Annotated in this window: 20 protein-coding genes and 1 tRNA gene; 13 read left to right on the top strand and 8 right to left on the bottom strand. The window is 69.1% G+C overall.

From position 1 onward, the window contains the following. Nucleotides 1-5: 5 nt before the first annotated feature. The 3 genes from pgfA to IE278_RS07650 form a co-directional block, all read right to left on the bottom strand. Complete coding sequence (gene pgfA / locus IE278_RS07660) at nucleotides 6-998, bottom strand: cell envelope lipid trafficking protein PgfA (RefSeq protein ID WP_189770092.1); 993 nt, start codon at nucleotides 996-998, stop codon at nucleotides 6-8. Nucleotides 999-1,068: 70 nt separating this feature from the next. After that, nucleotides 1,069-1,203 (bottom strand): SPW_0924 family protein, encoded by a 135-nt coding sequence (locus IE278_RS07655; protein WP_189770091.1) that lies wholly within the window; start codon nucleotides 1,201-1,203, stop codon nucleotides 1,069-1,071. Between the two features lie 160 nt (nucleotides 1,204-1,363). Continuing rightward, nucleotides 1,364-3,070 carry a lytic transglycosylase domain-containing protein gene (locus tag IE278_RS07650; RefSeq protein ID WP_189770090.1) on the bottom strand — a complete coding sequence of 569 codons (1,707 nt, stop codon included), beginning with the start codon at nucleotides 3,068-3,070 and terminating at the stop codon, nucleotides 1,364-1,366. A gap of 362 nt (nucleotides 3,071-3,432) precedes the next feature. Here IE278_RS07650 and IE278_RS07645 point away from each other — a divergent pair, with 362 nt between their 5' ends. After that, nucleotides 3,433-4,287, top strand: coding sequence for a DUF4184 family protein (locus IE278_RS07645; RefSeq protein WP_189770089.1), 855 nt, complete (start codon nucleotides 3,433-3,435; stop codon nucleotides 4,285-4,287). On the opposite strand, the gene IE278_RS07640 is transcribed toward IE278_RS07645, so the two are convergent. Continuing rightward, entirely contained in the window at nucleotides 4,208-5,389 is a 1,182-nt protein-coding gene (locus IE278_RS07640; RefSeq protein ID WP_189770088.1) for a serine hydrolase, read from the bottom strand. The genes IE278_RS07645 and IE278_RS07640 overlap by 80 nt on opposite strands. A 192-nt stretch (nucleotides 5,390-5,581) precedes the next feature. After that, nucleotides 5,582-8,308 carry a DNA polymerase I gene (gene polA / locus IE278_RS07635; RefSeq protein ID WP_189770087.1) on the bottom strand — a complete coding sequence of 909 codons (2,727 nt, stop codon included), beginning with the start codon at nucleotides 8,306-8,308 and terminating at the stop codon, nucleotides 5,582-5,584. Nucleotides 8,309-8,506: 198 nt separating this feature from the next. Here polA and IE278_RS07630 point away from each other — a divergent pair, with 198 nt between their 5' ends. The 9 genes from IE278_RS07630 (at nucleotide 8,507) to IE278_RS07590 (ending at nucleotide 18,493) form a co-directional block, all read left to right on the top strand. After that, nucleotides 8,507-10,786, top strand: coding sequence for an FdhF/YdeP family oxidoreductase (locus tag IE278_RS07630; protein ID WP_189770493.1), 2,280 nt, complete (start codon nucleotides 8,507-8,509; stop codon nucleotides 10,784-10,786). Nucleotides 10,787-10,856: 70 nt separating this feature from the next. After that, complete coding sequence (locus IE278_RS07625) at nucleotides 10,857-11,345, top strand: PaaI family thioesterase (RefSeq protein ID WP_107017568.1); 489 nt, start codon at nucleotides 10,857-10,859, stop codon at nucleotides 11,343-11,345. A gap of 78 nt (nucleotides 11,346-11,423) precedes the next feature. Beyond that, a complete protein-coding gene (locus IE278_RS07620; protein WP_189770085.1) occupies nucleotides 11,424-11,855 on the top strand; it encodes a hypothetical protein in 432 nt (143 codons plus the stop codon). After that, complete coding sequence (locus IE278_RS07615) at nucleotides 11,852-12,487, top strand: Tat pathway signal sequence domain protein (RefSeq protein WP_189770083.1); 636 nt, start codon at nucleotides 11,852-11,854, stop codon at nucleotides 12,485-12,487. The genes IE278_RS07620 and IE278_RS07615 overlap by 4 nt, the downstream gene beginning before the upstream one ends. A gap of 280 nt (nucleotides 12,488-12,767) precedes the next feature. Next, nucleotides 12,768-13,997 carry a branched-chain amino acid ABC transporter substrate-binding protein gene (locus IE278_RS07610; protein WP_189770492.1) on the top strand — a complete coding sequence of 410 codons (1,230 nt, stop codon included), beginning with the start codon at nucleotides 12,768-12,770 and terminating at the stop codon, nucleotides 13,995-13,997. 110 nt (nucleotides 13,998-14,107) lie between these two features. Then, nucleotides 14,108-15,040 carry a branched-chain amino acid ABC transporter permease gene (locus IE278_RS07605; RefSeq protein ID WP_189770081.1) on the top strand — a complete coding sequence of 311 codons (933 nt, stop codon included), beginning with the start codon at nucleotides 14,108-14,110 and terminating at the stop codon, nucleotides 15,038-15,040. A 5-nt stretch (nucleotides 15,041-15,045) separates the two neighbouring features. Beyond that, nucleotides 15,046-16,875, top strand: coding sequence for a branched-chain amino acid ABC transporter permease (locus IE278_RS07600; protein WP_189770079.1), 1,830 nt, complete (start codon nucleotides 15,046-15,048; stop codon nucleotides 16,873-16,875). 5 nt (nucleotides 16,876-16,880) lie between these two features. After that, nucleotides 16,881-17,780, top strand: coding sequence for an ABC transporter ATP-binding protein (locus IE278_RS07595; RefSeq protein ID WP_189770077.1), 900 nt, complete (start codon nucleotides 16,881-16,883; stop codon nucleotides 17,778-17,780). Beyond that, nucleotides 17,777-18,493, top strand: a complete 717-nt coding sequence (locus IE278_RS07590; protein ID WP_189770076.1) for an ABC transporter ATP-binding protein — start codon at nucleotides 17,777-17,779, stop codon at nucleotides 18,491-18,493. Before IE278_RS07595 ends, IE278_RS07590 begins: the two co-directional genes overlap by 4 nt. An 85-nt stretch (nucleotides 18,494-18,578) precedes the next feature. Here the strand turns inward: IE278_RS07590 and IE278_RS07585 are convergent, their stop codons facing one another. After that, nucleotides 18,579-19,247 (bottom strand): ANTAR domain-containing response regulator, encoded by a 669-nt coding sequence (locus tag IE278_RS07585; RefSeq protein ID WP_107017560.1) that lies wholly within the window; start codon nucleotides 19,245-19,247, stop codon nucleotides 18,579-18,581. A gap of 104 nt (nucleotides 19,248-19,351) precedes the next feature. Here IE278_RS07585 and IE278_RS07580 point away from each other — a divergent pair. Both IE278_RS07580 and IE278_RS07575 read left to right on the top strand, forming a co-directional pair. Next, nucleotides 19,352-19,424: transfer RNA gene (locus IE278_RS07580), tRNA-Leu, on the top strand. Nucleotides 19,425-19,530: 106 nt separating this feature from the next. Then, nucleotides 19,531-20,187 (top strand): hypothetical protein, encoded by a 657-nt coding sequence (locus IE278_RS07575; protein WP_189770075.1) that lies wholly within the window; start codon nucleotides 19,531-19,533, stop codon nucleotides 20,185-20,187. A 10-nt stretch (nucleotides 20,188-20,197) separates the two neighbouring features. Here the strand turns inward: IE278_RS07575 and pyk are convergent, their stop codons facing one another. Further along, a complete protein-coding gene (gene pyk / locus IE278_RS07570; RefSeq protein ID WP_189770074.1) occupies nucleotides 20,198-21,634 on the bottom strand; it encodes a pyruvate kinase in 1,437 nt (478 codons plus the stop codon). Between the two features lie 143 nt (nucleotides 21,635-21,777). Beyond that, on the bottom strand, nucleotides 21,778-22,494 hold the full coding sequence (locus IE278_RS07565) for an SIMPL domain-containing protein (RefSeq protein WP_189770073.1): 717 nt from the start codon (nucleotides 22,492-22,494) through the stop codon (nucleotides 21,778-21,780). Nucleotides 22,495-22,677: 183 nt separating this feature from the next. Between IE278_RS07565 and IE278_RS07560 the strand changes: the two genes are divergently transcribed. Beyond that, on the top strand, nucleotides 22,678-24,486 hold the full coding sequence (locus IE278_RS07560) for a bifunctional metallophosphatase/5'-nucleotidase (protein WP_189770072.1): 1,809 nt from the start codon (nucleotides 22,678-22,680) through the stop codon (nucleotides 24,484-24,486). Nucleotides 24,487-24,496 lie beyond the last annotated feature (10 nt).

Here is a 24,496-nt window from a genome sequence, read left to right as displayed (position 1 = left end):
CCGCCTCAGGCGCTCAGCGGCGCGGGCTCCCGGGCCTGCGTCGGTGACGGGTCGCCGGGGCGGCGGCCACGGGCCTCCAGGTAGAGGGAGAGCGCCAGGAGTCCGACGCCGAGGAAGAGGAAGCCCCAGGGCAGGTACGAGGACATCAGCGCGACGACGAGCCGCTGGGACTTGACCAGGTCGACGGTCGAGCGGATGTAGTCCTCGCGCATCTTCACGTGGCCGGCGAAGGCGGTCACCTTGTCGCGGTCGCCCAGGAGGGTGCCGCCGCGCAGCTCCTCGCGGTGGATCTCCTCTCCGTAGACGGGCGCCCCGGTGACGGGTTCGACCCAGAACTTGCGGACCGTGGTGTACCAGCGGGTCGTGCCCGTCCCGGCGAGCGACTCCGGAGTGATGCCTTCGACGGGCATGGTCTTCGGGAAGGGCACCTTGGTCCACGGGATCGTCTGCTCGAAGTAGTAGACCTCGACGCCCCGGAAGTCCTGGGTGCCCTTGTAGTGGATGGGTTCGGTGATCCGGGCCTGCGCGTCGAAGTACTCGTAGTCCCTCTTCTCCGTGAGGAAGGGCCACTTGAACTCGATGCCCTCGCGCCTGACGGGGTCGCCGTCGACGCTCTCACCGGTGGCGTGGACGGGTTCCTGGGTGTGCGCGTCGAAGATGTACCGCTCGGGGATCCTGGAGACCATCTCGCCGTCGGGGCCCTCCACGTAGGAGAGGCCGTCCCAGACGACGACATCGCGGCCGGCGGTCCTCTCGATCCGCTCGGAGGCCTCGACGTTGCCCTTGAGGGTCTGGACGACGGTCACCTTGTCGACCTTCTCGGCGGTCATCGTGCCGTAGTCGAGAAGGGTCGCGTCCTTCGCCTCCAGGACCATGTCCTGGTACTGGCCGGCGGGGACCTTGGCCACGCGCGGGAAGGCGTACCAGCGCAGCAGCGGGGACAGCGCCGCGAAGAACACGGCGAGGGCGAGCAGGATCAGGCTGGCCTTGCGGCGCATCTCGGCGGCCCTCCCTGTGCGTTGTGGGTGTGCTTCACGGATGTGCGCCACAGGCGTGCACGGCTGTGCGCTACGGGTGGCTCGGGACGGTGGTGAGCAGCGGTTCCGGTGAGGTCTCGCCCGCCGGTGAACCCAGGGCCGTGAGGAGGAGGACCAGCGCGAACGCGAGGGCCAGACCGGTCGCGGCGGCGATCAGGGCGCGCATGCGGGCCTCCCGGCACAGGCGGAACGGACTCCATGGAACTGATACATCGTCAGGTCGGGCACCGTAGCAACGGGCGGGCCAGATGAGAACACGTTGCGCGCACAACAAGCCGCGCCCCCTCACCGACGGGTGAGGGGGCGCGGCTGACGCGGCTTCGCGACTACGAGGCGGCGGCCGCCACCTTCAGCTCGACGGTCAGGGTCGCGCCGCCGGTCGTGGTGATCCGCAGCAGGTACGTGCCCGCCGTGTCGTCCGCGAACAGCTTCGGCAGCTTCAACAGGCCGTCCTTGCCCGTCTTGAGGCCCGTGAGGGTGCGCAGGGGCTTGTCGTCCGCGTCCTTGAAGTACGGGCCCTTGTCGTTCACGGTCGCGTCGTCCGCGGCCTTGATGAGCGTCGCGGTCGCCGCGACACCGTCCGCGACGGCGCCCTTGTACGTGGCCTTCACCTCGACCTGGTCCGCGAACTCGCCGCCCGGGACGCAGGTCAGCGCGGTGTCGGTGGTGCGGGCCAGGGCGTCCGCCTGGCGGGCGGTGACGGTCGCCGCGTAGTCGAGGCCCGAGACGGTGCGGCCGACGACGGTGGCGCGCACCTTGAAGCCGCCGGTCTTCTCGCCCGCCAGGAGCGCGGGGGCGGTCGCCACACCGGAGGCGTTGGTGACGACGGTCGCGACGCTCTCACCGCCGGTGAAGGTCGTGTCGGTGTCGCCGGTGATGGTGAACCGCACCCGGACCTTCGCGACGGCCTTGCCGGCCTTGGTCTCGGTGCGGGCGCTGATCTTCTCGGCGAAGGTGTCGCCCGCGGTCGCGGTGAGCTTGCCGGTGCCCGCGTCCTCCAGGTGGTCCACCGTCTCGGTGGGCGTCTGGGTCGGGGGAGGCGTCGTGGCGGGCGGGGTCGTGGCCGGCGGAGTCGTGGTCGGCGGCTTCGGCTTCGGGCTCGTGGTGCCGCCGCCCGGCTTCTGGCTGCTGGGCGGGGTGGAGGCCGGAGGCGTCGTACCGGAGTTCGCGCCGCCGGTGCCACCGCCGGTGCCGATGCCGTTGTCGCTGCGGTTGGAGGGCAGCGAACCCGTGCCGTCCGGGACCTCGTGGGTGCCCTTGCGGTAGTACTCCAGCCACGACAGGACGGTGTTGAGGTAGTCCGTCGAGTTGTTGTAGCTGAGGATGGCGCGCCTGAGGTCGCCGCTGTCGGACAGGTCCCAGTTGAACCGGCACAGGTAGTGACCGGCCGCGAGGGCCGCGTCGTAGATGTTGTTGGGGTCCTTCTTGCCGTCGCCGTTGCCGTCGCGGCCCGACCATTCCCAGGTGGAGGGGATGAACTGCATGGGGCCCACGGCGCGGTCGTGCGTGGTGTCCCCGTCGTACGCGCCGCCGTCGGTGTCGGTGATCCGCGCGAAGCCGACGCCGTTGAGGACCGGGCCGAGGATCGGCGAGCTGGTCGTCCCGTCGGCGTTGACACGGCCGCCGCGGGCGTGCCCGGACTCGACCTTGCCGATGGCCGCGAGGAGTTGCCAGGGGAGGTTGCACCCGGGCTTGGACCCGGCCAGCGACGTCTCGGCCTTCTTGTAGGCGGCCAGGACGGTGGCGGGTATGCCCGCTTCGGTGTCGCCCCCCGAACCGGGGATGTCACTGCTCTCGCTGGGTGACGGTGTCGGGGTGTTGAGCGGCGGGAGGTCCGTGTAATAGGGCGAGTTGCCGGTCGCGCTGTCGTCGGCGTTCACATCGGGCGAGGGCTGGGAGTTGGTGTTCTGCCGGCCCTTCGCGGTGTCCGTCACGCCCGGGGCCTGGGATGCGGACAGAGCCGCGACCGCGACCGCGGCCACGGCGGTGGTTGCCGCCCCCTTGACGACCCGCCTGCCGAATTGCGCCGCCATTGCGTGAATCCCTCCCGTGGACGTCCGTCCGTGCTCCGCGCGTTCCCCTGCTGTCCGCTCGTGCGGCCGTGTGCCCCCATACGGCAACCCAGGCGACCCTACGACAACTTCTGCCGCGTAGATACCTGTTCGGACCCGGTCTTCACCGGTTGGCCATATCCCGTTTGTCCGACCCCCGTGCCCTTACGAGGATGCGGAATCGCCGGGAACCGTTCCCTCATACTGGGCGTCACCATGGGCGTCACCGATCAAGGAACGGCCAGGATCGTTCAGAGACCGTCAGGTCCGTCGCATCCGTCGCACCCATCCAGAGTGCCACCGGATCCGTCGGCTCCGGTCACCGTCCTTCGCGGGGAGCCCAGTTGCCGTTCACTCTCAGCCATGCCGCGGCCGTCCTGCCCGCGGTGCGCGCCGACGGATCCGGACGGGGCCGGCTGGTTCCGGCCGTGCTCGTGGCCGGTTCGTTCGCGCCCGACATGACCTATTACGCGGCGAGCGTGCTGCCGGAGGCCATGGAGTTCGGCGACTTCACGCACTCCTTCACCGGAGTGTTCACCTTCGACGTCCTGGTCGCCTGGGCGCTCGTGGGCGCCTGGCTGGTGCTGCGGGAACCTCTGGTGGCGCTGCTGCCGCGGGGCCGCCAGGGACGGGTCGGCGCCCTCCTGCGCTGCGGTGCGCCGCGCGCCCGTCCGCGCCTCTCGCTCGTCCTGTGGTGGTACGTGTCCGCGGTGTCCGGGGCGCTCACCCATGTCGTGTGGGACGCGTTCACCCATCTCGACCGGTGGGGCATGCGGCTCCTGCCCGTGCTGGGGCGGGAGATCGCGGGCTCTCCCCTGTACTGGTACCTGCAGTACGGCGGTTCGGCGCTCGCGGCCGTGGTGATCGCGGTGTTCCTGGTGGTGGCCCTGCGGCAGCAGACCGACGCCGAACCGGTGGGGGTGCCCGTGCTCTCGGTGCGTGACCGCTGGCTCGCGGGGGCCCTGATCGGTGGCTGCGCGACGGTGGCGGCCGTGCGGCGGGCGACGCGGTGGTGGGACCACTGGGGGTCGCGGGCCGAGCCCTGGGAACTGATTCCCACCGTCTGCTTCGGGGCGGGGGCCGGGCTGGCCGTCGGGTTCGCCGCGTACGCCGTGGCGGTCAGGGTGTGGCGTCCTGCTCCGGTTCGTCCCAGCCCGGCAGCGGCTCGTACGGAGCCGAGCCGTCCGGTTCCTCGCTGACCGCCGCCTCCGGCGTCTCCGGCGTCTCCGGCGTCTGCGGGCTCTCCGGGGTCGGCGGTGTCTCCGGGGTGAGCGCGCGGCCGGGACCGCGTCCCTGCCCGAGGCCCCGGTGCACGACCTGGGCGATGCGTTCGATGGTGCGGACGCCGTACGCCTTCGTGGGGTTGTCGTGGGTCAGGACGACGATCCGATAGGCACGGCCCTCGCCCGAGAAGGCACCGACGCTGTGGACGCGCCAGCCGTGGGTGGAGCGGGGCAGCCAGCCGTTCTTGACGTGCGCCTTGAAGCCGCGCGGCATGCCCGCGGGGACGCCCCAGCGCTGGTCCGCGCGGACGTCGGCGAGCAGTCTGAGGCCGTAGGCGCGGGTGCGGAGGAAGGAACGGGTGTTCGTCAGGACGCCCAGCAGGCGCATCTGGTCGGTGGCCGTGGTGCGGGTGAGGCCCCAGTAGCCGCCGGGGCCCAGGACGGTGGCGCGGGTACGGACCCGGGCGAGGAAGCCGTTCAGGTGGCTGTGGCCCTGGGCGGCCCACAGGCGCCGGGCGGCGGTGTTGTCGGAGCGGACGATCATGGGGCGTACGTTCGCGGCCTCCCAGCGGGTGAGGGAGCGGCCCAGCTTCTCGGCCCGCCGCAGCAGCCCTTCCATGATCAGCACCTTGGCGACGCTCGCGGAGTCGTACTGCCGCTCGCCGGCCAGTTCGCAGACCAGGCCCAGGTCGTCGCGCACGGCCACGGAGACCGTGCCGCGTCTGGACGACAGCGCGGCGTGCAGGTCGTGCGACAGGCGGGCGGCGAGACCGGGGGCGTGGGGGGCGTGACAGGTGGGGGTGTCGCCGGAACCGTCGGGGCCGCCGCCGGGCCGGAGGGCGTCCCGCAGGGGGACGTCCGGCGGGAGGGCGTCCGGCAGGAAGCGGTGGATGGTGGCGTCCGCCGGCCGGGACCCGTCGAACGTGCCCGCCGGGAATCTCGGGCTGGCGGCGGTGGCCGAGACGGCGGAGACGGGGGTGAGGAGTGCGGAGGCGAGGGCTGCGACCAGTGCGGTGCGGCAGTGTCGTACGTACGGTACGTACCGCGTGTGTCGCGTGTTCCGTATGTGAGGACCCATGCCCGCATCCTGGCGGGGGGCTCCGCGGGGGGCGCCCGGTCGGGGTCCACGCGGGTGACGGGCCCTCCGCGACCCCCCAAAAAAGACTGCGCAGTTCCCCGCGCCCCTAAAAGATTGCGCCGTTCCCCGCGCCCCTGAAAAGGGGCGCGGGGAACGGCGCAAACGGAGGAGTGGCCCACCCCCGCGGGGCGGCTAGTGTGCCGCTGACTCCCAGTTCGGGCCCGAGCCGACCGAGACGTCCAGGGGGGCCCGCAGCTGTACCGCCGCGGCCATCTCCCGGCGGACCAGTTCCTCCGCCTTCGCCCGCTCCCCGGGAGCGATCTCCAGGACGATTTCGTCGTGGACCTGGAGGAGCATCCGGGACGCCAGCCCCGCCTCGCGCAGCGCCTTGTCCACATGCAGCATGGCGATCTTGACGATGTCCGCCGCCGTGCCCTGGATCGGCGCGTTCAGCGCCATCCGCTCGGCCGCCTCCCGCCGCTGCCGGTTGTCGCTGTTGAGGTCGGGGAGGTAGCGGCGGCGCCCGAAGAGCGTCGCCGTGTACCCCGTGGCCCGCGCCTCGTCGACCGCCCGGCGGAGGTAGTCCCGGACCCCGCCGAACCGCTCGAAGTACGTGTCCATCAGGCCACGCGCCTCACCCGCGTCGATGTTGAGCTGCTGGGAGAGGCCGAAGGCCGACAGCCCGTACGCGAGCCCGTACGACATGGCCTTGATCTTGCGGCGCATCTCCGCGTCGACGGCGTCGCGCTCCACGGAGAAAACCTGGGAGGCGACGGTGGTGTGCAGGTCCTCGCCGGAGGTGAAGGCCGCGAGCAGGCCCTCGTCCTCCGACAGGTGGGCCATCACACGCAGTTCGATCTGGCTGTAGTCGGCGGTCATGAGGGATTCGAAGCCCTCGCCGACCACGAAGCCGCGGCGGATGGCGCGGCCCTCCTCGGTGCGCACCGGGATGTTCTGCAGGTTCGGGTCCTGCGAGGAGAGGCGGCCCGTCGCGGCCACCGTCTGGTGGAACGTGGTGTGGATGCGGCCGTCCGCGGCGATCGTCTTGATCAGGCCCTCGACGGTCACCCGCAGCTTCGCCTGCTCGCGGTGGCGGAGCATGATGACCGGCAGTTCGTGGTCGGTCTGGGCGGCGAGCCAGGCGAGCGCGTCGGCGTCCGTCGTGTAGCCGGTCTTCGTCTTCTTCGTCTTGGGCAGGCCCAGTTCACCGAAGAGGACTTCCTGGAGCTGCTTGGGCGAGCCGAGGTTGAACTCGTGCCCGACCGCCGCGTGCGCCTCCTTCACGGCCTGCTGGACCGCGCCCGCGAACATCTGCTCCATGGCCTCAAGGTGCGCCCTGTCCGCCGCGATGCCGTGCCGCTCCAGACGCGCGAGCAGTTCGGAGGTGGGCAGCTCCATGTCCTGGAGCAGGTCGGCCGCGCCGACCTCCTTCAGCCGCTCCCCGAAGGCTTCGCCCAGGTCGAGGATGGCGCGGGCCTGCACCATGAGCGCGTCGGCCTCGGCGCCCTCGTCGGCGCCGAAGGCGAGCTGTCCGTCGGCGGTCGCGGCGGGCGCCAGCTCCCGGCCGAGGTACTCCAGGGACAGCGCGTCCAGGTCGAAGGAGCGCCGGCCCGGCTTGACGAGGTAGGCGGCGAGCGCGGTGTCCATGGAGATGCCCGCGACGCTCCAGCCGTGCTCGGCGAAGACCCGCATGACTGCCTTGGCGTTGTGCAGCACCTTGGGGCTGTCGGCGTCGGCGATCCACCGCGCGAAGGCGTTCTCGTCGCTCTCGTCGAGGGTCGAGGGGTCGAACCAGGCGGCGGCCCCGTCGGCCGCGGCGAGGGCGATCTCGGCGACCGAGCCCGTGCCGAGCGCCCAGGTGTCGACCGTGGCGACGCCGAGGACCGTCGTGCCGTGCTCGGTGAGCCAGGGGCCCAGCTCGCCCGCGGCGAGGACCGTGCCGTCCACGGCAACGCCCGCGGCGACCGGAGCGGCGTCCTCGGCCTGCTCCGCCCCCGGGTCGACGGCCAGCAGCCGCTCGCGCAGCGACGGGTTACGGATCTCCAGGGTGTCCAGGACCATCGCGAGCGCCGTGCGGTCGTACGGAGCGCGCTCCAGGTCGGGCACCGCCTTCGGCAGCTCGACGTCACGCACCATCTCGGTGAGCCGGCGGTTGAGCTTGACCGACTCCAGGTGGTCGCGGAAGTTCTGCCCGGCCTTGCCCTTGACCTCCTCGGCGCGCTCGACCAGCTCCGCGAACGAACCGAACTGGTTGATCCACTTCGCGGCGGTCTTCTCGCCGACGCCGGGAATGCCCGGCAGGTTGTCGGACGGGTCGCCGCGCAGCGCCGCGAAGTCGGGGTACTGGGCGGGCGTCAACCCGTACTTCTCGAAGACCTTCTCCGGGGTGAACCGGGTCAGCTCGGAGACGCCCTTGGTCGGATAGAGCACGGTGGTGTGCTCGGAGACCAGCTGGAAGGAGTCGCGGTCGCCGGTGACGATCAGCACGTCGAAGCCCTCGGCCTCGGCCTGCGTGGCGAGCGTGGCGATGATGTCGTCCGCCTCGAAGCCGTCGACGGCGAACCGCTCGGCGTTCATCGCGTCCAGGACCTCGCCGATCAGCTCGACCTGGCCCTTGAACTCGTCGGGCGTCTTCGACCTGTTCGCCTTGTACTCCGTGAACTCCTCGGAGCGCCACGTCTTGCGCGACACGTCGAACGCCACCGCGAAGTGCGTGGGCGACTCGTCGCGCAGCGTGTTGGCGAGCATCGACGCGAAGCCGTAGATCGCGTTCGTCGGCTGGCCCGTCGCCGTCGTGAAATTCTCCGCGGGCAGCGCGAAGAACGCGCGGTACGCCAGCGAATGCCCATCCATGAGCATCAGCCGCGGGCGTCCCCCGCCGGAGGTCTTCTCGGTCTTCTTCGATGCTGTCTCTGCCACACCCCCGATCCTGCCACGCCCCACTGACAGTCGGTCCCGCCCCGCCGCCCGCGGCCGTGTTCCCGCGCAGGTTCTCCCCGGCCTCCGCTCCTCGCGCACCGCGCGCGCTCGTTGCCCGGGCCTGGCCCCGATAGGTGTCAGCACCACGTGGGAGTATCGGAGACGTACCTCACACATGTGCTCGAAGAGGAGGCCGAGATGGCCGGCAAGCCGCCCCAGAGTGATCCGGTTCAGGACGCGCCGCAGGTCGCCGAGCCGAAGCACGCCGCGGCCGGGCTGCCGGCCATCGGGCACACGCTGCGCATCGCCCAGCGGCAGATGGGTGTGAAGCGCACGGCGCTGACGTTGCTGCGGGTCAATCAGAAGGACGGTTTCGACTGCCCGGGCTGTGCCTGGCCCGAGCCGGAGCACCGGCACACGGCGGAGTTCTGCGAGAACGGCGCGAAGGCGGTCGCGGAGGAGGCCACCCTGCGCCGTGTGACCCCGGACTTCTTCGCCGCGCACCCTGTCTCCGACCTCGCGACCCGCAGCGGCTACTGGCTGGGCCAGCAGGGCCGCCTCACGCACCCCATGTATCTCGCGGAGGGCGCCGACCGCTACGAGGCGGTGCCGTGGGAGCGTGCCTTCGACATCATCGCCGAGGAGCTGACCGGCCTCGACTCCCCGGACGAGGCGCTGTTCTACACCTCGGGCCGCACCAGTAACGAGGCGGCGTTCCTCTACCAGCTGTTCGCCCGCGAGTTCGGCACGAACAACCTCCCCGACTGCTCGAACATGTGCCACGAGTCGTCCGGTTCCGCACTGAACGAGACCATCGGGATCGGCAAGGGCAGCGTCCTCCTGGACGACCTCTACCAGGCGGATCTGATCATCGTGGCCGGGCAGAACCCCGGCACCAACCACCCGCGCATGCTCTCCGCCCTGGAGAAGGCGAAGTCGAACGGCGCGCGGATCATCACGGTGAACCCGCTGCCCGAGGCGGGCATGGAGCGCTTCAAGAACCCGCAGACCCCCCAGGGCATGTTCAAGGGCGCCGCGCTCACCGACCTCTTCCTGCAGATCCGCATCGGCGGCGACCAGGCCCTCTTCCGCCTCCTGAACAAGCTGATCCTGGAGACGGAGGGAGCCGTCGACGAGGCGTTCGTCGGCGAACACACCCACGGCTACGAGGAGTTCGCCGAGGCCGCCCGCGCCGCCGACTGGGACGAGACGCTCACCGCGACGGGCCTCACGCGCGCGCAGATCGACGAGGCGCTGTCCATGGTCCTCGCCTCGAAGCGCACCATCGTCTGCTGGGCGATGGGCCTCACCCAGCACAAGCACTCCGTGCCGACGATCCGCGAGGTCGTCAACTTCCTGCTGCTGCGCGGCAACATCGGCCGGCCGGGCGCGGGCGTGTGCCCGGTGCGCGGCCACTCGAACGTGCAGGGCGACCGCACGATGGGCATCTTCGAGCGTCCCGCGCCCGCCTTCCTGGACGCCCTGGAGAAGGAGTTCGGCTTCGCCCCGCCGCGCGGCCACGGCTACGACGTCGTCCGCGCGATCCGCGCGATGCGCGACGACAAGGCCAAGGTCTTCTTCGCGATGGGCGGCAACTTCGTGTCGGCCTCCCCCGACACCGAGGTCACCGAGGCCGCGATGCGCCGCGCCCGCCTCACCGTGCACGTGTCGACGAAGCTCAACCGCTCGCACGCCGTGACGGGCGCGCGCGCCCTGATCCTGCCCACCCTCGGCCGTACCGAGCGTGATCTGCAGGGCGGCGGCGAGCAGTTCGTGACCGTCGAGGACTCCATGGGCATGGTGCACGCCTCCCGCGGCCGTCTGGACCCCGCGAGCACGCAGCTGCTGTCCGAGCCGGCCATCGTGTGCCGGCTCGCACGCCGGGTCCTCGGCGAGGACTCCCGCACGCCCTGGGAGGAGTTCGAGAAGGACTACGCGACCGTCCGCGACCGTATCGCGCGCGTCGTGCCGGGCTTCGACGACTTCAACGCGCGCGTGGCCGACCCCGCGGGCTTCGCCCTGCCGCACGCCCCGCGCGACGAGCGCCGCTTCCCGACCGCCACCGGCAAGGCCAACTTCACGGCCGCGCCCGTCGAGTACCCGAAGCTCCCCGAGGGCCGCCTGCTCCTGCAGACCCTGCGCTCGCACGACCAGTACAACACCACGATCTACGGGCTCGACGACCGCTACCGGGGGATCAAGAACGGCCGCCGGGTCGTCCTGGTGAACCCCGAGGACGCCCGTGAGCTGGGCCTCGCCGACGGCTCGTACACCGATCTCGTGAGCGAGTGGAAGGACGGGGTGGAGCGCCGCGCCGCCGGTTTCCGCGTCGTGCACTACCCGACGGCCCGCGGCTGCGCGGCCGCCTACTACCCGGAGACGAACGTGCTGGTGCCGCTGGACGCCACCGCCGACACCAGCAACACGCCCGCCAGCAAGTCCGTCGTCGTCCGTCTGGAACAATCGACAACCAACTGAGCGTTCGCTTAGACGCGTGGTCCGGACACGGGCTCCGGACGCACGACCGACGACGTAAGGAAACGGACCCATGGGCGAGCAGCACCACGTGAAGTTCCCGCAAGAGGTCATCGACGAGTACTCGGCGCTCGGCGTGGACCTGGTCGCCATGTTCTCCGCCGGACACCTCGGCACCCGCATGGGCGTCCAGATCATCGAGGCCTCCGCGGACCGCGTCGTGGGCACCATGCCGGTCGAGGGCAACACCCAGCCCTACGGACTCCTGCACGGCGGCGCCTCCGCCGTGCTCGCCGAGACCCTCGGTTCGGTCGGCGCCATGCTGCACGGCGGCAGCTCCAAGATCGCCGTCGGCGTCGACCTCAACTGCACCCACCACCGGGGCGCCACGTCCGGCCTCGTGACCGCCGTGGCCACCCCCCTGCACCGCGGCCGCTCGACGGCCACGTACGAGATCGTGATCAGTGACGAGGACGGCAGGCGGGTGTGCAGCGCCCGGCTCACCTGCCTGCTGCGCGATGTACGGCCGAGCGACGCGGAGCGGGTCGGCGCCACCGGCTGAGCCACCGGTCGGCCCGTCCGAAAACCGTTGTCCGGCACGGGCGTTGATCCCGGGCACCCGGCGGCCTAGCGTCAGGGCATGGGAAAGGGCGGGCCCCCCTGGCGGGGGACGGTGCTCGGACTGGCGCTCCTGACCGGCGTCCTGACCGCCGGCGCGACCGGGTGCGACGGGTCCGGCACACACAGCGGCACGACCGGCGCGCCGGAGGTCACGCGCACGGCTCCCGGCACCCGGTCGTCGCCCCCGGCGACCCCGCCCGAGGACCTGTGCGCGCGCCTCGTCGCGCACTGGTCGCGCAAGGTCCTGGCCGGCGACACCTACGGGGACTACCAGTCGATGGGCCTGTCCAACAGGCAGTACGAGATCCTGCTGGACGTCGTGGACGCCGCCCGGGCCGAGAAGAGGCGCGAGGGCGCACACGCGGCGGGAGAACTGATCGACCGCACCGCGCGCGAGCGCTGCGAGGAGCGGTACCGCAACGGCAACCCGACGGAAAGGCCCTGGAGTTGAGTGGCGTCGGCCCGGTCGAACCGGGTGAGGGAACACGCGCGTGGGACGACATCGAACCGCCCCCGCCGACCGGCCACGAGCAGGCCCAGGGACACCCGGCGGCCCTCTACTACGCCCGGCACCGCCGCGCCGTGCTCGCGTCCGCGGTGGCCGCCGTCCTCCTGGCGGGCGGCGGCTACCTCTACGCGACCCGGCCGCAGCCACCGCCGCCCGCCGTCGGGCCGTACCCGTCCCAGGTCGTCGACGTCACCTACCTGGGCGAGGAGGGCTCGCCCAGGAACGCGCCGCGGGGCAGTTTCACCTTCGCGGTGCGGGTCACCGCGCTGTCCGGCCCCACCATCACCGTCGTGGAGGTCTCCCAGCCCTATGCCGGGCTCAGTCTGACCTCGATGCCCAAGCCACCGTTCCGCATGAGGACGGGTTTCGGCCACAAGATCGTTGTCACTATGAATGTCACGGAATGCGCGAATACGCCGAGGAACGCCGGACTTCCTTTCCTGGACGTAACTCTGCGTAATACGCGCGCAATAGAAGACCACAGCTACATCTTGGGTGAGCGATATGCGCACGACCTGTCCGAAGCCCTGCAAGTAGCCTGCAGCAACGACCCGTCGTCACTAGCAAAACGCTAGAACGCTGCTGAAATCACCACCGCACGATCTGCGGGTTCTCACAATGTGGACCGGACGAATCGGCCGTAATTCCCCCCATCCGCCCACCGAGTACCGCTCTGCATTACCTCGTGTCATAACAAGAGCGTCACAGCATTCGTCAGACTCTCCTCCACGTTCCCTCCACCCGCTTAGAGTCACGGCCAGTCACCGCGCCATCGGATTCGAAGAATTTTCGGCCCAGCGCTCGACTCGGCCCGTTCCACGAGGAACGGCCGTGCCAGGGAAAGGACTGCTGATCGTGCGTCAACGTTCGCTCATCGCCATCACCGCCGCGCTGGCGGCGGGAGCACTCACCCTCACCGCCTGTGGCTCGCGCGACGACGACGGCGGCTCGGACTCCGGCAGCGACGGCACCACTGTCGTCATCGGCGTCGACGCCCCGCTCACCGGCGACCTCTCCGCGCTGGGCCTCGGAATCAAGAACTCCGTGGACCTCGCCGCCAAGACGGCCAACAAGGAGAAGACCGTCGAAGGCATCACCTTCAAGGTCGAAGCCCTCGACGACCAGGCGCAGCCCTCCTCGGGCCAGCAGAACGCCGTCAAGTTCGTCGCCGACAAGGACGTCATCGGTGCCGTCGGCCCGCTGAACTCCTCGGTCGCCGAGTCCATGCAGAAGGTCTTCGACGACGCCAAGCTCGTCCAGGTCTCCCCCGCCAACACGGGCCCGACCCTGACGCAGGGCACGGACTGGCAGAACAAGAAGGTCCGCACGTACAAGTCGTACTTCCGCACCGCGACCACGGACGCCATCCAGGGCCCGTTCGCCGCGCAGTACGTCTACAACGACGCGAAGAAGAAGAAGGTCTTCGTCATCGACGACAAGAAGACCTACGGCGCCGGCCTGGCCGCCACCTTCACCGGCGAGTTCAAGAAGCTCGGCGGCAAGGTCGTCGGAACCCAGCACATCGACCCGGACTCCAAGGACTTCTCCGCGGTCGCCACCCAGGTCAAGAGCTCCGGCGCCGACGTCGTCTACTACGGCGGCGAGTACCCGCAGGCCGGCCCGCTGAGCAAGCAGATCAAGGCCGCCGGTTCCAAGATCCCCGTCGTCGGTGGCGACGGCATCTTCGACCCGACCTTCATCCAGCTGGCCGGCAAGGACAGCACCGGCGACCTCGCCACCTCGGTCGGCGCGCCCGTCGAGGACCTGCCCTCCGCCAAGGAGTTCGTCGCCAACTACAAGGCGGCCGGCTACAAGGAGGACTTCGCGGCATACGGCGGCTACTCCTACGACTCCGCCTGGGCGATCATCGAAGCCGTGAAGAAGGTCGTCGAGGACAACGACGGCAAGCTCCCGGACGACGCCCGCGCCAAGGTCACCGAAGCCGTCCAGGGCGTCTCCTTCGACGGTGTGACCGGCAAGGTCTCCTTCGACGAGTACGGCGACACCACCAACAAGCAGCTCACCGTCTACTCGGTCGAGGGCGGCGCCTGGAAGCCGGTGAAGTCCGGCACCTACACCGGCTGACCCACACCCCGCATCACCTGAGCCGCGCGGGGCGCCGCACCACAGGCGCCCCGCGCGGACCCACATCCGGTCACATCCCTCGACTATCCGAACGTCTCGGAGGACATGCGGTGAACGAACTGCCGCAGCAGCTGGTCAACGGCCTGCTACTGGGATCCATGTACGGGCTGGTCGCCATCGGCTACACGATGGTCTATGGCATCGTCCAGCTCATCAACTTCGCCCACGGCGAGATCTTCATGACGGGTGCCTTCGGCGCTCTCACGGTCTATCTGTACATCCTGCCCGACGGCACCAGCATGTGGCTCGCGCTGCCGCTGATGCTCGTGGGTGCCGTCATGGTCTCGGTCACCGTCGCCGTGGGCGCGGAACGGTTCGCCTACCGCCCTCTGCGCACCGCACCACGACTCGCCCCGCTCATCACCGCCATCGGCCTCTCCCTCGCCCTCCAGCAGGCGGTATGGGCCTGGTACCCCGAAGCCGACTCCCCGATCACCTTCCCGGAGATCGAAGGAGGCCCCTTCGAAATCGGCAGCGTCACCATCCAGACCGGTGACGTCTTCCTGCTGATCGCCGCCCCCATCAGCATGGCGATCCTCGCCTACTTCGTCATGAAGACCCGCACCGGCCGCGGCATGCAGGCCACCGCACAGGACCCCGACACGGCCAAGCTCATGGGCATCAACACCGACCGCATCATCGTGGTCGCGTTCGCCCTCGGCGCCGCGTTCGCCGCCGTCGGAGGCGTCGCCTACGGCCTCAAGTACGGCGAGATCAACTTCCGTATGGGCTTCATCCTCGGCCTCAAAGCCTTCACCGCGGCCGTCCTCGGCGGCATCGGCAACATCTACGGAGCCATGATCGGCGGCCTCGTCCTCGGCCTCGCCGAGACCCTCGCCACCGCCTACATCGCCGACGTCCCCGGCATGGAACAGCTCGGCGGCCAGACCTGGGCCAACGTCTGGGCCTTCGTACTCCTCATCCTCGTGCTCCTCTTCAGGCCACAAGGCCTGCTCGGCGAGCGCGTCGCGGACAGGGCGTGACACCGATGACCACACAGACCAACACGTCCCGGACTCCCGCCGCCAAGGAGCCCACCGGCAACAACGCCGGCCTCATCGGCATCCCGCCCCACATCGGACGCGCCCTCGCCACCGGCGGCGGCATCCTCACCATCATCTCCACCTTCCTCGCCTGGACCTGGACCGACGAGTTCCCCGGCGACCTCACCTACTACGGCTACCCCGGCGGCCTCCAGGTCCTCGTCCTCATCGGCGGCCTCCTCACCACGCTCTTCGCCCTCGCCTCCTACGGCATCAAGGGCCTGCGCTGGCTGACACCCGCCGGCGCCGACAGCGCCATCAAACTCGCCGCACTCGCCGCGTTCGCCACCGCCTGGTACACGGTCATCGCGATCAGCGCCCAGCTCGGCGGCCTCGCCAACCTCGAACCCGGCGGCTGGGTCGCGGCCGTGGCCACCCTCGCGGCCGTCCTCGGCGCGCTCTCCCTGCCCTTCGAGCGCCCGGCACCCGACCCCTTCGACCCCGAAGACACCTCCTGGGAGCAGTTCCGCCACAAGGCACGGCACACGGGCACCGTCATCAAGGCCGCCTTCGCCGCCGGCACCACCAAGCCGGCCCGCAAGCTGCCCCCGTACGCCGAGATCCTCATCATCGTCGCGGCACTCGCCCTCGGCCTGACCGTCTTCACCTACGGCATCGGCACCGAGTACGACGAACTCTTCGTCGGCTTCCTCATCACCACCGGCTTCGGCTTCGCCGCCGCGGCCAAGGCCGGACTCGTCAACCGGGTCTCCGCCCTCACCGGCAAGCACCGCAACGTCACCATGCTCGGCGCGTTCGTCGCCGCGGCCGCGTTCCCCTTCACCCAGTCCAACGACCAGTACGCGACCATCGGCGTCTACATCCTCATCTTCGCCACCGTCGCCCTCGGCCTCAACATCGTCGTCGGACTCGCCGGCCTCCTCGACCTCGGATACGTCGCCTTCCTCGGCGTCGGCGCCTACACCGCGGCCATGGTCTCCGGCTCCCCCTCCTCACCCTTCGACATACACCTGCCGTTCTGGGCCGCCGCCCTCCTCGGCGCAGCCGTCGCCATGGTCTTCGGCGTCCTCATCGGCGCCCCCACCCTGCGACTGCGCGGCGACTACCTCGCCATCGTCACCCTCGGCTTCGGAGAGATCTTCCGGATCACCGTCCTCAACGCGGACGGCACCAGCGGACCCGACATCACCAACGGCTCCAACGGCATCTCCTCGATCCCGAACCTCAACATCCTCGGCTTCGACTTCGGCCAGGAACACACCATCGCCGGCTTCACCATCGCGCGATTCGCCAACTACTTCCTGCTGATGCTCCTCATCACGCTGGTCGTCGTGGTCGTCTTCCGCCGCAGCGGCGACTCCCGCATCGGCCGCGCCTGGGTCGCCATCCGCGAGGACGAGACAGCCGCACTCGCCATGGGCATCAACGGCTTCCGCGTCAAGCTCATCGCCTTCGCCCTCGGCGCCGCACTCGCCGGCCTCGCCGGATCCGTCCAGGCACACGTCACCTACACCGTGACACCCGAGCAGTACCAGTTCGCCCACGTCGTCCCGCCCAACTCGGCCTTCCTGCTCGCAGCGGTCGTCCTCGGCGGCATGGGCACCATCAGCGGCCCCCTCGTCGGCGCCGCACTGCTCTACCTCATCCCCGCCAAGCTCCAGTTCCTCGGCAACTACCAGCTCCTCGCCTTCGGCCTCGCGCTCGTCCTGCTGATGCGCTTCCGCCCGGAAGGCCTCATCCCCAACCGGCGGCGCCAGCTCGAATTCCACGAGGAAGCGGAAGCGCCCACAGTCCTCAGCAAGGCAGGGGCCTGACCACGATGACAACCGACACCACCACCAAGGACACCGCCCCGGGCGCCCACGCCCCCGGCGAAACCGTCCTCGACGCACGCGGCGTCACCATGCGCTTCGGCGGACTCACCGCCGTACGCAACGTCGACCTCACCGTCAACAGCGGAGAAATCGTCGGACTCATCGGCCCCAACGGCGCCGGTAAGACGACCTTCTTCAACTGCCTCACCGGCCTCTACATCCCCACCGAGGGCGAGGTCCGCTACAAAGGCAAAATCCTCCCCTCACAATCCTTCAAAGTCACCGCCGCCGGCGTCGCACGCACCTTCCAGAACATCCGGCTCTTCGCCAACATGACCGTCCTGGAAAACGTCCTCGTCGGCCGCCACACCCGCACCAAAGAAGGCCTCTGGTCCGCACTCCTGCGCGGCCCCGGCTTCAAGAAAGCCGAAAAAGCCTCCGAAGAACGCGCCATGGAACTCCTCGAGTTCATCGGCCTCGCCGCCAAGCGGGACCACCTCGCCAGGAACCTCCCCTACGGCGAACAGCGCAAGCTCGAAATCGCCCGCGCACTCGCCAGCGAACCCGGCCTCCTGCTCCTCGACGAGCCCACCGCCGGAATGAACCCGCAGGAAACCCGCGCCACCGAAGAACTCGTCTTCGCCATCCGCGACATGGGCATCGCCGTACTCGTCATCGAGCACGACATGCGCTTCATCTTCAACCTCTGCGACCGCGTCGCCGTCCTCGTCCAAGGCGAAAAACTCGTCGAAGGCGACAGCGCCACCGTCCAGGGAGACGACCGCGTCGTCGCCGCCTACCTCGGCGAACCCTACGAAGACGCACCCGGCCAAGCCGAAGTCGCGGAGGTCGAAGCGGCCGAAGCACAGGCCGACGCCGCGCCCCGCAAGGAGACCGACCGATGACCGCACTCCTCGAAGTCGAAGACCTCCGGGTCGCCTACGGCAAGATCGAAGCCGTCAAGGGCATCTCCTTCAAGGTCGACGCCGGCCAGGTCGTCACCCTCATCGGCACCAACGGCGCCGGCAAGACCACCACCCTGCGCACCCTCTCCGGCCTCCTCAAGCCCATCGGCGGCCAGATCAAGTTCCAGGGCAAGTCGCTCAAGAAGACCCCGGCCCACCAGATCGTCTCCCTCGGACTCGCGCACTCCCCCGAGGGGCGGCACATCTTCCCCCGCATGACGATCGAGGACAACCTCCGCCTCGGCGCCTTCCTGCGCAACGACAAGGCAGGCATCGAGAAGGACATCCAGCGCGCCTACGACCTCTTCGCCATCCTCGGAGAACGCCGCAAGCAGGCCGCGGGCACCCTCTCCGGCGGCGAGCAGCAGATGCTCGCCATGGGCCGCGCGCTGATGTCCCAGCCGAAGCTGCTCATGCTCGACGAACCCTCCATGGGCCTCTCGCCGATCATGATGCAGAAGATCATGGCGACCATCGCGGAGCTGAAGTCCCAGGGCACGACGATCCTCCTCGTCGAGCAGAACGCCCAGGCGGCGCTCTCCCTCGCCGACCAGGGACACGTCATGGAGGTCGGCTCCATCGTGCTCTCCGGCACGGGCCGCGACCTCCTCACCGACGAATCCGTCCGCAAGGCGTACCTCGGCGAGGACTGAGGTCCCTGCCTTCCTGTACGGCTGAGGCCCGCTCCCCGAAGTCAGGGATGCGGGCCTCAGCCGTACAACGAACAGGGTGGGCGGCTCAGCCCTTGGACGCCTTCTTGTCGGCCTTCTTCTCGTCGGCGTCGAGAATGACCGCCTCGGCGACCTGCTGCATCGACATACGACGGTCCATCGACGTCTTCTGGATCCACCGGAACGCCGCCGGCTCGGTCAGGCCGTACTCCGTCTGCAGCACCGACTTCGCACGGTCCACCAGCTTGCGCGTCTCCAGCCGCTGGGTGAGATCCTCGATCTCCTTCTCCAGCGCCTTCAGCTCCGTGAACCGCGAGACGGCCATCTCGATGGCCGGAACGACGTCACTCTTGCTGAACGGCTTCACGAGGTACGCCATCGCGCCGGCGTCCCTCGCCCGCTCGACGAGGTCGCGCTGCGAGAACGCGGTGAGCATCAGCACGGGGGCGATGGACTCCTCCGCGATCTTCTCCGCGGCGGAGATCCCATCGAGCTTGGGCATCTTCACATCGAGAATGACCAGGTCGGGGCGGTGCTCCCGGGCGAGCTCGACGGCTTCCTCGCCGTCACCTGCCTCGCCGACGACCGAGTACCCCTCTTCTTCGAGCATCTCCTTGAGGTCGAGACGGATCAGCGCCTCGTCCTCGGCGATGACGACACGGGTCGTCAGCGGAGGCACGTGCGACTTGTCGTCGTCGGGCGCGTCTACGGGCTGGGGCGACTCGGGGGCGGTCACGGTTGCTCCTTGTTCCAGGGCAGGCAAGTACTGCTCCCAAGAGCGTACCTAGCTGCGGTATGGTGGTGTCACGGCGGGAGACCGCCAACCTTCGTTTCAAAGGGGCCCCGGTAGCCCAGCGGTAGAGGCAATGGATTCAAAACCCATACAGCGTCGGTTCGAATCCGACTCGGGGTACTTTTCCTTGGTTCCCAAGGTCACCATAACAAAGCGGATGTTCACGTTCTCGTGAACATCCGCTTTTTGCCGCGTGCCGTTCAGACGCCACTCACAGGGTGGCCACATGTACGACATGGATACACGTTCGCGGCCGCTGCCACTGAAGCCGTGCCCCCGCTGTAACGGTGCGCCAGGCCCGCCGGAGAATCCGAGTGCGTACGCGTATCTCCTCGGTCTCTATCTCGGTGACGGCTGTATCAGCGCCCACCGCAGAGGCGTGTACTACCTCCGTATCGTGTGTGACAACGCCTGGCCGGGCCTCATCGACGCCTGCGAGGTCGCGGTGCGCTCCGCGCGCCCGGACAACAGCGTGTCCCGCGTGAAGAAAGATGGCTGCGTGGCGGTCACCGCCGCCAGCAAGCACTGGCCCTGCTTCTTCCCCCAACACGGCCCGGGCAAGAAGCATGAGCGCGCCATCGCGCTGGAAGCCTGGCAGCAGGAGATTGTCGATGCCCACCCGTGGGAGTTCGTACGGGGGCTCATCCACTCCGACGGGTGCCGCGTCACCAACTGGACCACCCGCCTCGTGAAGGGTGAGCCCAGGCGCTATGAATACCCCCGGTACTTCTTCACTAACCTGTCGAGCGACATCATGCGGCTCTTCACCGAAACCCTCGACAAAGTCGGCGTCGATTGGAAGCAGGCGAACTGGCGCAACATCTCCGTCGCCCGCCGTGCCTCCGTCGTTCTTATGGATGTGCACGTCGGGCCCAAGTACTGAGCCGGGCAACCTACTTAGGGGTGTCGTCCTCTCCGATGTGGTGGACTCGGACCAGGTTTGTCGAGCCGGAGACGCCCGGGGGCGAGCCGGCCGTGATGACGACGATGTCGCCCTTCTGGCAGCGGCCGTGCTTCAGGAGGAGTTCGTCGACCTGGTCGACCATCGCGTCCGTCGAGTCGACGTGCGGGCCGAGCAGCGTCTCCACACCCCACGTGAGGTTCAGCTGCGAGCGCGTCGCCTCGTCCGGGGTGAAGGCCAGGAGCGGGATCGGCGAGCGATAGCGGGACAGGCGGCGGACCGTGTCGCCGGACTGCGTGAAGGCGACCAGGAACTTCGCGCCCAGGAAGTCGCCCATCTCCGCGGCGGCCCGGGCGACCGCGCCGCCCTGGGTGCGGGGCTTGTTCCGGTCGGTGAGGGGCGGCAGGCCCTTCGTGAGGATGTCCTCCTCCGCCGCCTCCACGATCCGGGCCATCGTGGCGACCGTCTCGACGGGGTACTTGCCGACGCTGGTCTCGCCGGACAGCATCACCGCGTCCGTGCCGTCGATGACGGCGTTGGCGACGTCGGAGGCCTCGGCCCTGGTGGGGCGGGAGTTCTCGATCATCGAGTCGAGCATCTGCGTGGCCACGATGACCGGCTTGGCATTGCGCTTGGCCAGCTTGATCGCGCGCTTCTGGACGATCGGGACCTGTTCGAGGGGCATCTCGACGCCGAGGTCGCCGCGAGCGACCATGATGCCGTCGAACGCGGCGACGATGTCGTCGATGTTCTCGACGGCCTGGGGCTTCTCGACCTTGGCGATCACGGGAAGGCGGCGGCCCTCCTCGTCCATGATGCGGTGGACGTCCTCGATGTCGCGCCCGCTGCGGACGAAGGACAGGGCGATGACATCGCATCCGGTGCGCAGCGCCCAGCGGAGGTCGTTCTCGTCCTTCTCGGAGAGGGCGGGGACGGAGACGGCGACGCCGGGGAGGTTGAGGCCCTTGTTGTCGGAGACCATGCCGCCTTCGACGACGGTGGTGTGGACGCGGGGTCCGTCGACGGAGGTGACTTCGAGGCAGACCTTGCCGTCGTCGACGAGGATGCGTTCGCCGGCGGTGACGTCGGCGGCGAGTCCGGCGTACGTGGTCCCGCACGTCTGGCGGTCGCCCGTGGCGCCCTCCTCCACGGTGATGGTGAAGGAGTCGCCGCGTTCGAGGAGTACGGGGCCTTCGGTGAAGCGGCCGAGTCGGATCTTGGGGCCCTGGAGGTCGGCGAGGATCCCGACGCTGCGGCCGGTCTCGTCGGAGGCCTTGCGTACGCGCTGGTAGCGCTCCTCGTGGTCGGCGTGGCCGCCGTGGCTGAGGTTGAAGCGGGCTACGTCCATTCCGGCTTCGACCAGTGCCTTGATCTGGTCGTAGGAGTCGGTGGCGGGGCCCAATGTACAGACGATCTTTGCTCGGCGCATGGTGTGAGCCTAGGGCTTACCAGTGGGTAGGGAATTGGCGCTGCATGACTACTCAACAACCTTTGCGTGAAGGGATATTGACAAGGGTCGGATTGTGCGCGGGGGTGCTCCGATGAGCATTTCCGGAGGTTTCCGGAGGGCTTTCAGAGCACTGGCGGTGACATGGTGAAGCGGGCGTTGACCTGTGCGTACACGTGCTGCCTTTCGGGTTCGAGGTCGAGGGCGGGGGCCTGTTCGGGGGCGGCGGCGTCGAAGCCTTTGGAGCGCATGGCGAACTGGGGGGCCGCCATGGCGTAGGGCTGGGCGTTCTCGGCGTCGGTGTCTGCGAGTTCGACGAGGGCGGCGAGGGTGGTGCCGAGGGCTTCGGCGTATTCGCGGGCGCGTTGGACCGCTTCGCGTACCGCTTGTTGTCTGGCCCGGCGGTGGGCGGGTGAGTCGGGGCGCAGGGCCCACCAGGGGCCGTCGACGCGGGTGAGGTCGAGGTCCGCGAGGCGGGTGGTGAGTTCGCCGAGGGCGGTGAAGTCGGTGAGTTCGGCGGTGATGTGGACGCGGCCGTGGTAGGCGCGGACGCGTTCGCCGCGGCCGTGCTTGGTGAGTTCGGGGGTGATGGAGAAGGTGCCGGTCTCGAGTTTTTCGACGGAGTCGCCGTAGGTCTTGACGAGGTCGAGGGCGGTGGTGTTGCGGCGGGTGAGGTCGTTCAGGGCGTCTTTGCGGTCGGTGCCGCGGGCGCTGACGGTGATGCCGATGCGGGCTATCTCGGGGTCGACTTCGAGGTGGGCTTCGCCGCGGACGGCGATGCGGGGGGCTTCGGGGGTGCCGTAGGGGGTGGCGGGCCCGGTGGGTGCGGGGGCGGAAGTCATACGTCCCACTCTGTCACCGGCGGGTCGGCCGTGGTGCCTGCCGGTCATCGAATCGAAACCTGAGGGGGGTGTTGCCGTGTGGCGTGCTCGGGTCAGAATCTACGCGCGTTGTGGGGATGCGGCTCGACGTCCGCGTCGACATCTACGCGCGTCGTTGATCGTTCCTCCGAGGAGTAGCCCGTCATGCCGTTGAACCGTCGGAAGTTCCTGAAGAAGTCCGCTGTGACCGGCGCCGGGGTCGCGCTGGCCGGTGCGGCCGCGGCGCCGAGCGCGGAGGCGGCGGTGGTGGCGGGGCACGGGAAGCCGAAGCCGAAGCGGTACTCGCTGACGGTGATGGGCACGACGGATCTGCACGGTCATGTCTTCAACTGGGACTACTTCAAGGACGCGGAGTACAAGGACGCGGCGGGCAACGCGCAGGGTCTGGCTCGTATCTCGACGCTGGTGAACGCGGTGCGCAAGGAGAAGGGGCGCGCGAACACGCTGCTTCTGGACGCGGGTGACACGATTCAGGGCACGCCGCTGACGTACTACTACGCGAAGGTGGACCCGATCACCGCCAAGGGCGGTCCTGTGCACCCGATGGCGCAGGCGATGAACGCGATCGGTTATGACGCGGTGGCGCTCGGCAATCACGAGTTCAATTACGGTATCGAGACGCTGCGGAAGTTCGAGCAGCAGTGCCGTTTCCCGTTGTTGGGTGCGAACGCGCTGGACGCGAAGACGCTGAAGCCGGCTTTCCCTCCGTACTTCATGAAGAAGTTCCATGTGAAGGGTGCTCCGCCGGTCAAGGTCGCGGTGCTGGGTCTGACGAATCCCGGTATCGCGATCTGGGACAAGGCGTATGTGCAGGGCAAGCTGGTGTTCCCGGGTCTTGAGGAGCAGGCGGCGAAGTGGGTGCCGAAGCTGCGGTCGATGGGTGCGGACGTGGTCGTCGTGTCGGCGCACTCCGGTTCGTCGGGCACGTCGTCGTACGGTGACCAGCTGCCGTACGTGGAGAATTCGGCGGCTCTGGTGGCGCAGCAGGTGCCGGGGATCGACGCGATTCTGGTCGGGCACGCGCATGTGGAGATTCCCGAGCTGAAGGTGACGAACACGAAGTCCGGGAAGACGGTCGTGCTGTCGGAGCCGCTGGCGTACGCGGAGCGGCTGTCGCTGTTCGACTTCGAGCTGGTCTTCGGGAAGGGCCGCTGGTCGGTCGAGTCGGTGGCGGCGTCGGTCCGTAACTCGAACTCGGTGGCGGACGACCCGAGGATCACGAAGCTGCTGAAGGACGAGCACGACGTGGTCGTGGCGTACGTCAACCAGGTGGTGGGTACGGCGACGGAGACGTTGACGACGGTGGATGCGCGGTACAAGGACGCGCCGATCATCGACCTGATCAACAAGGTGCAGGAGGACGTCGTCAAGGCGGCGCTGGCGGGCACGGAGTACGCGTCGCTGCCGGTGCTGTCGCAGGCGTCGCCGTTCTCGCGGACGTCGGAGATCCCCGCGGGCGATGTGACGATCCGGGATCTGTCGAGTCTGTATGTGTACGACAACACGCTGGTCGCGAAGTTGCTGACGGGTGCGCAGGTGCGGGCGTACCTGGAGTACTCGGCGGAGTACTTCGTGCGGACGGCGGCCGGCGCGGCGGTCGACGTGGAGAAGCTGACGAACGCGGGCAACCGGCCGGACTACAACTACGACTACGTGTCGGGGCTGACGTACGACATCGACATCGCGCAGGCGGCGGGGTCGCGGATCAAGAACCTCTCCTTCGACGGTGCGGCGCTGGACGACGCGCGGCAGTTCGTGCTCGCGGTGAACAACTACCGGGCGAACGGTGGGGGCGCGTTCCCGCACGTCGCGTCGGCGAAGGAGCTGTGGGCGGAGTCGACGGAGATTCGTACGCGGATCGCGGAGTGGGTGACGGCGAAGGGTTCGCTGGACCCGAAGGAGTTCGCTTCGGTGGACTGGAGGCTGACGCGTGAGGGCACGCCGGTCTTCTAACGGCCGGTCT

This window comes from Streptomyces tauricus (genome assembly GCF_014650955.1).
Taxonomy (GTDB): Bacteria; Actinomycetota; Actinomycetes; order Streptomycetales; family Streptomycetaceae; genus Streptomyces; species Streptomyces tauricus.
Note: the sequence above shows the minus strand (reverse complement) of the source record. Positions and strands in the feature narration are given on the sequence as shown.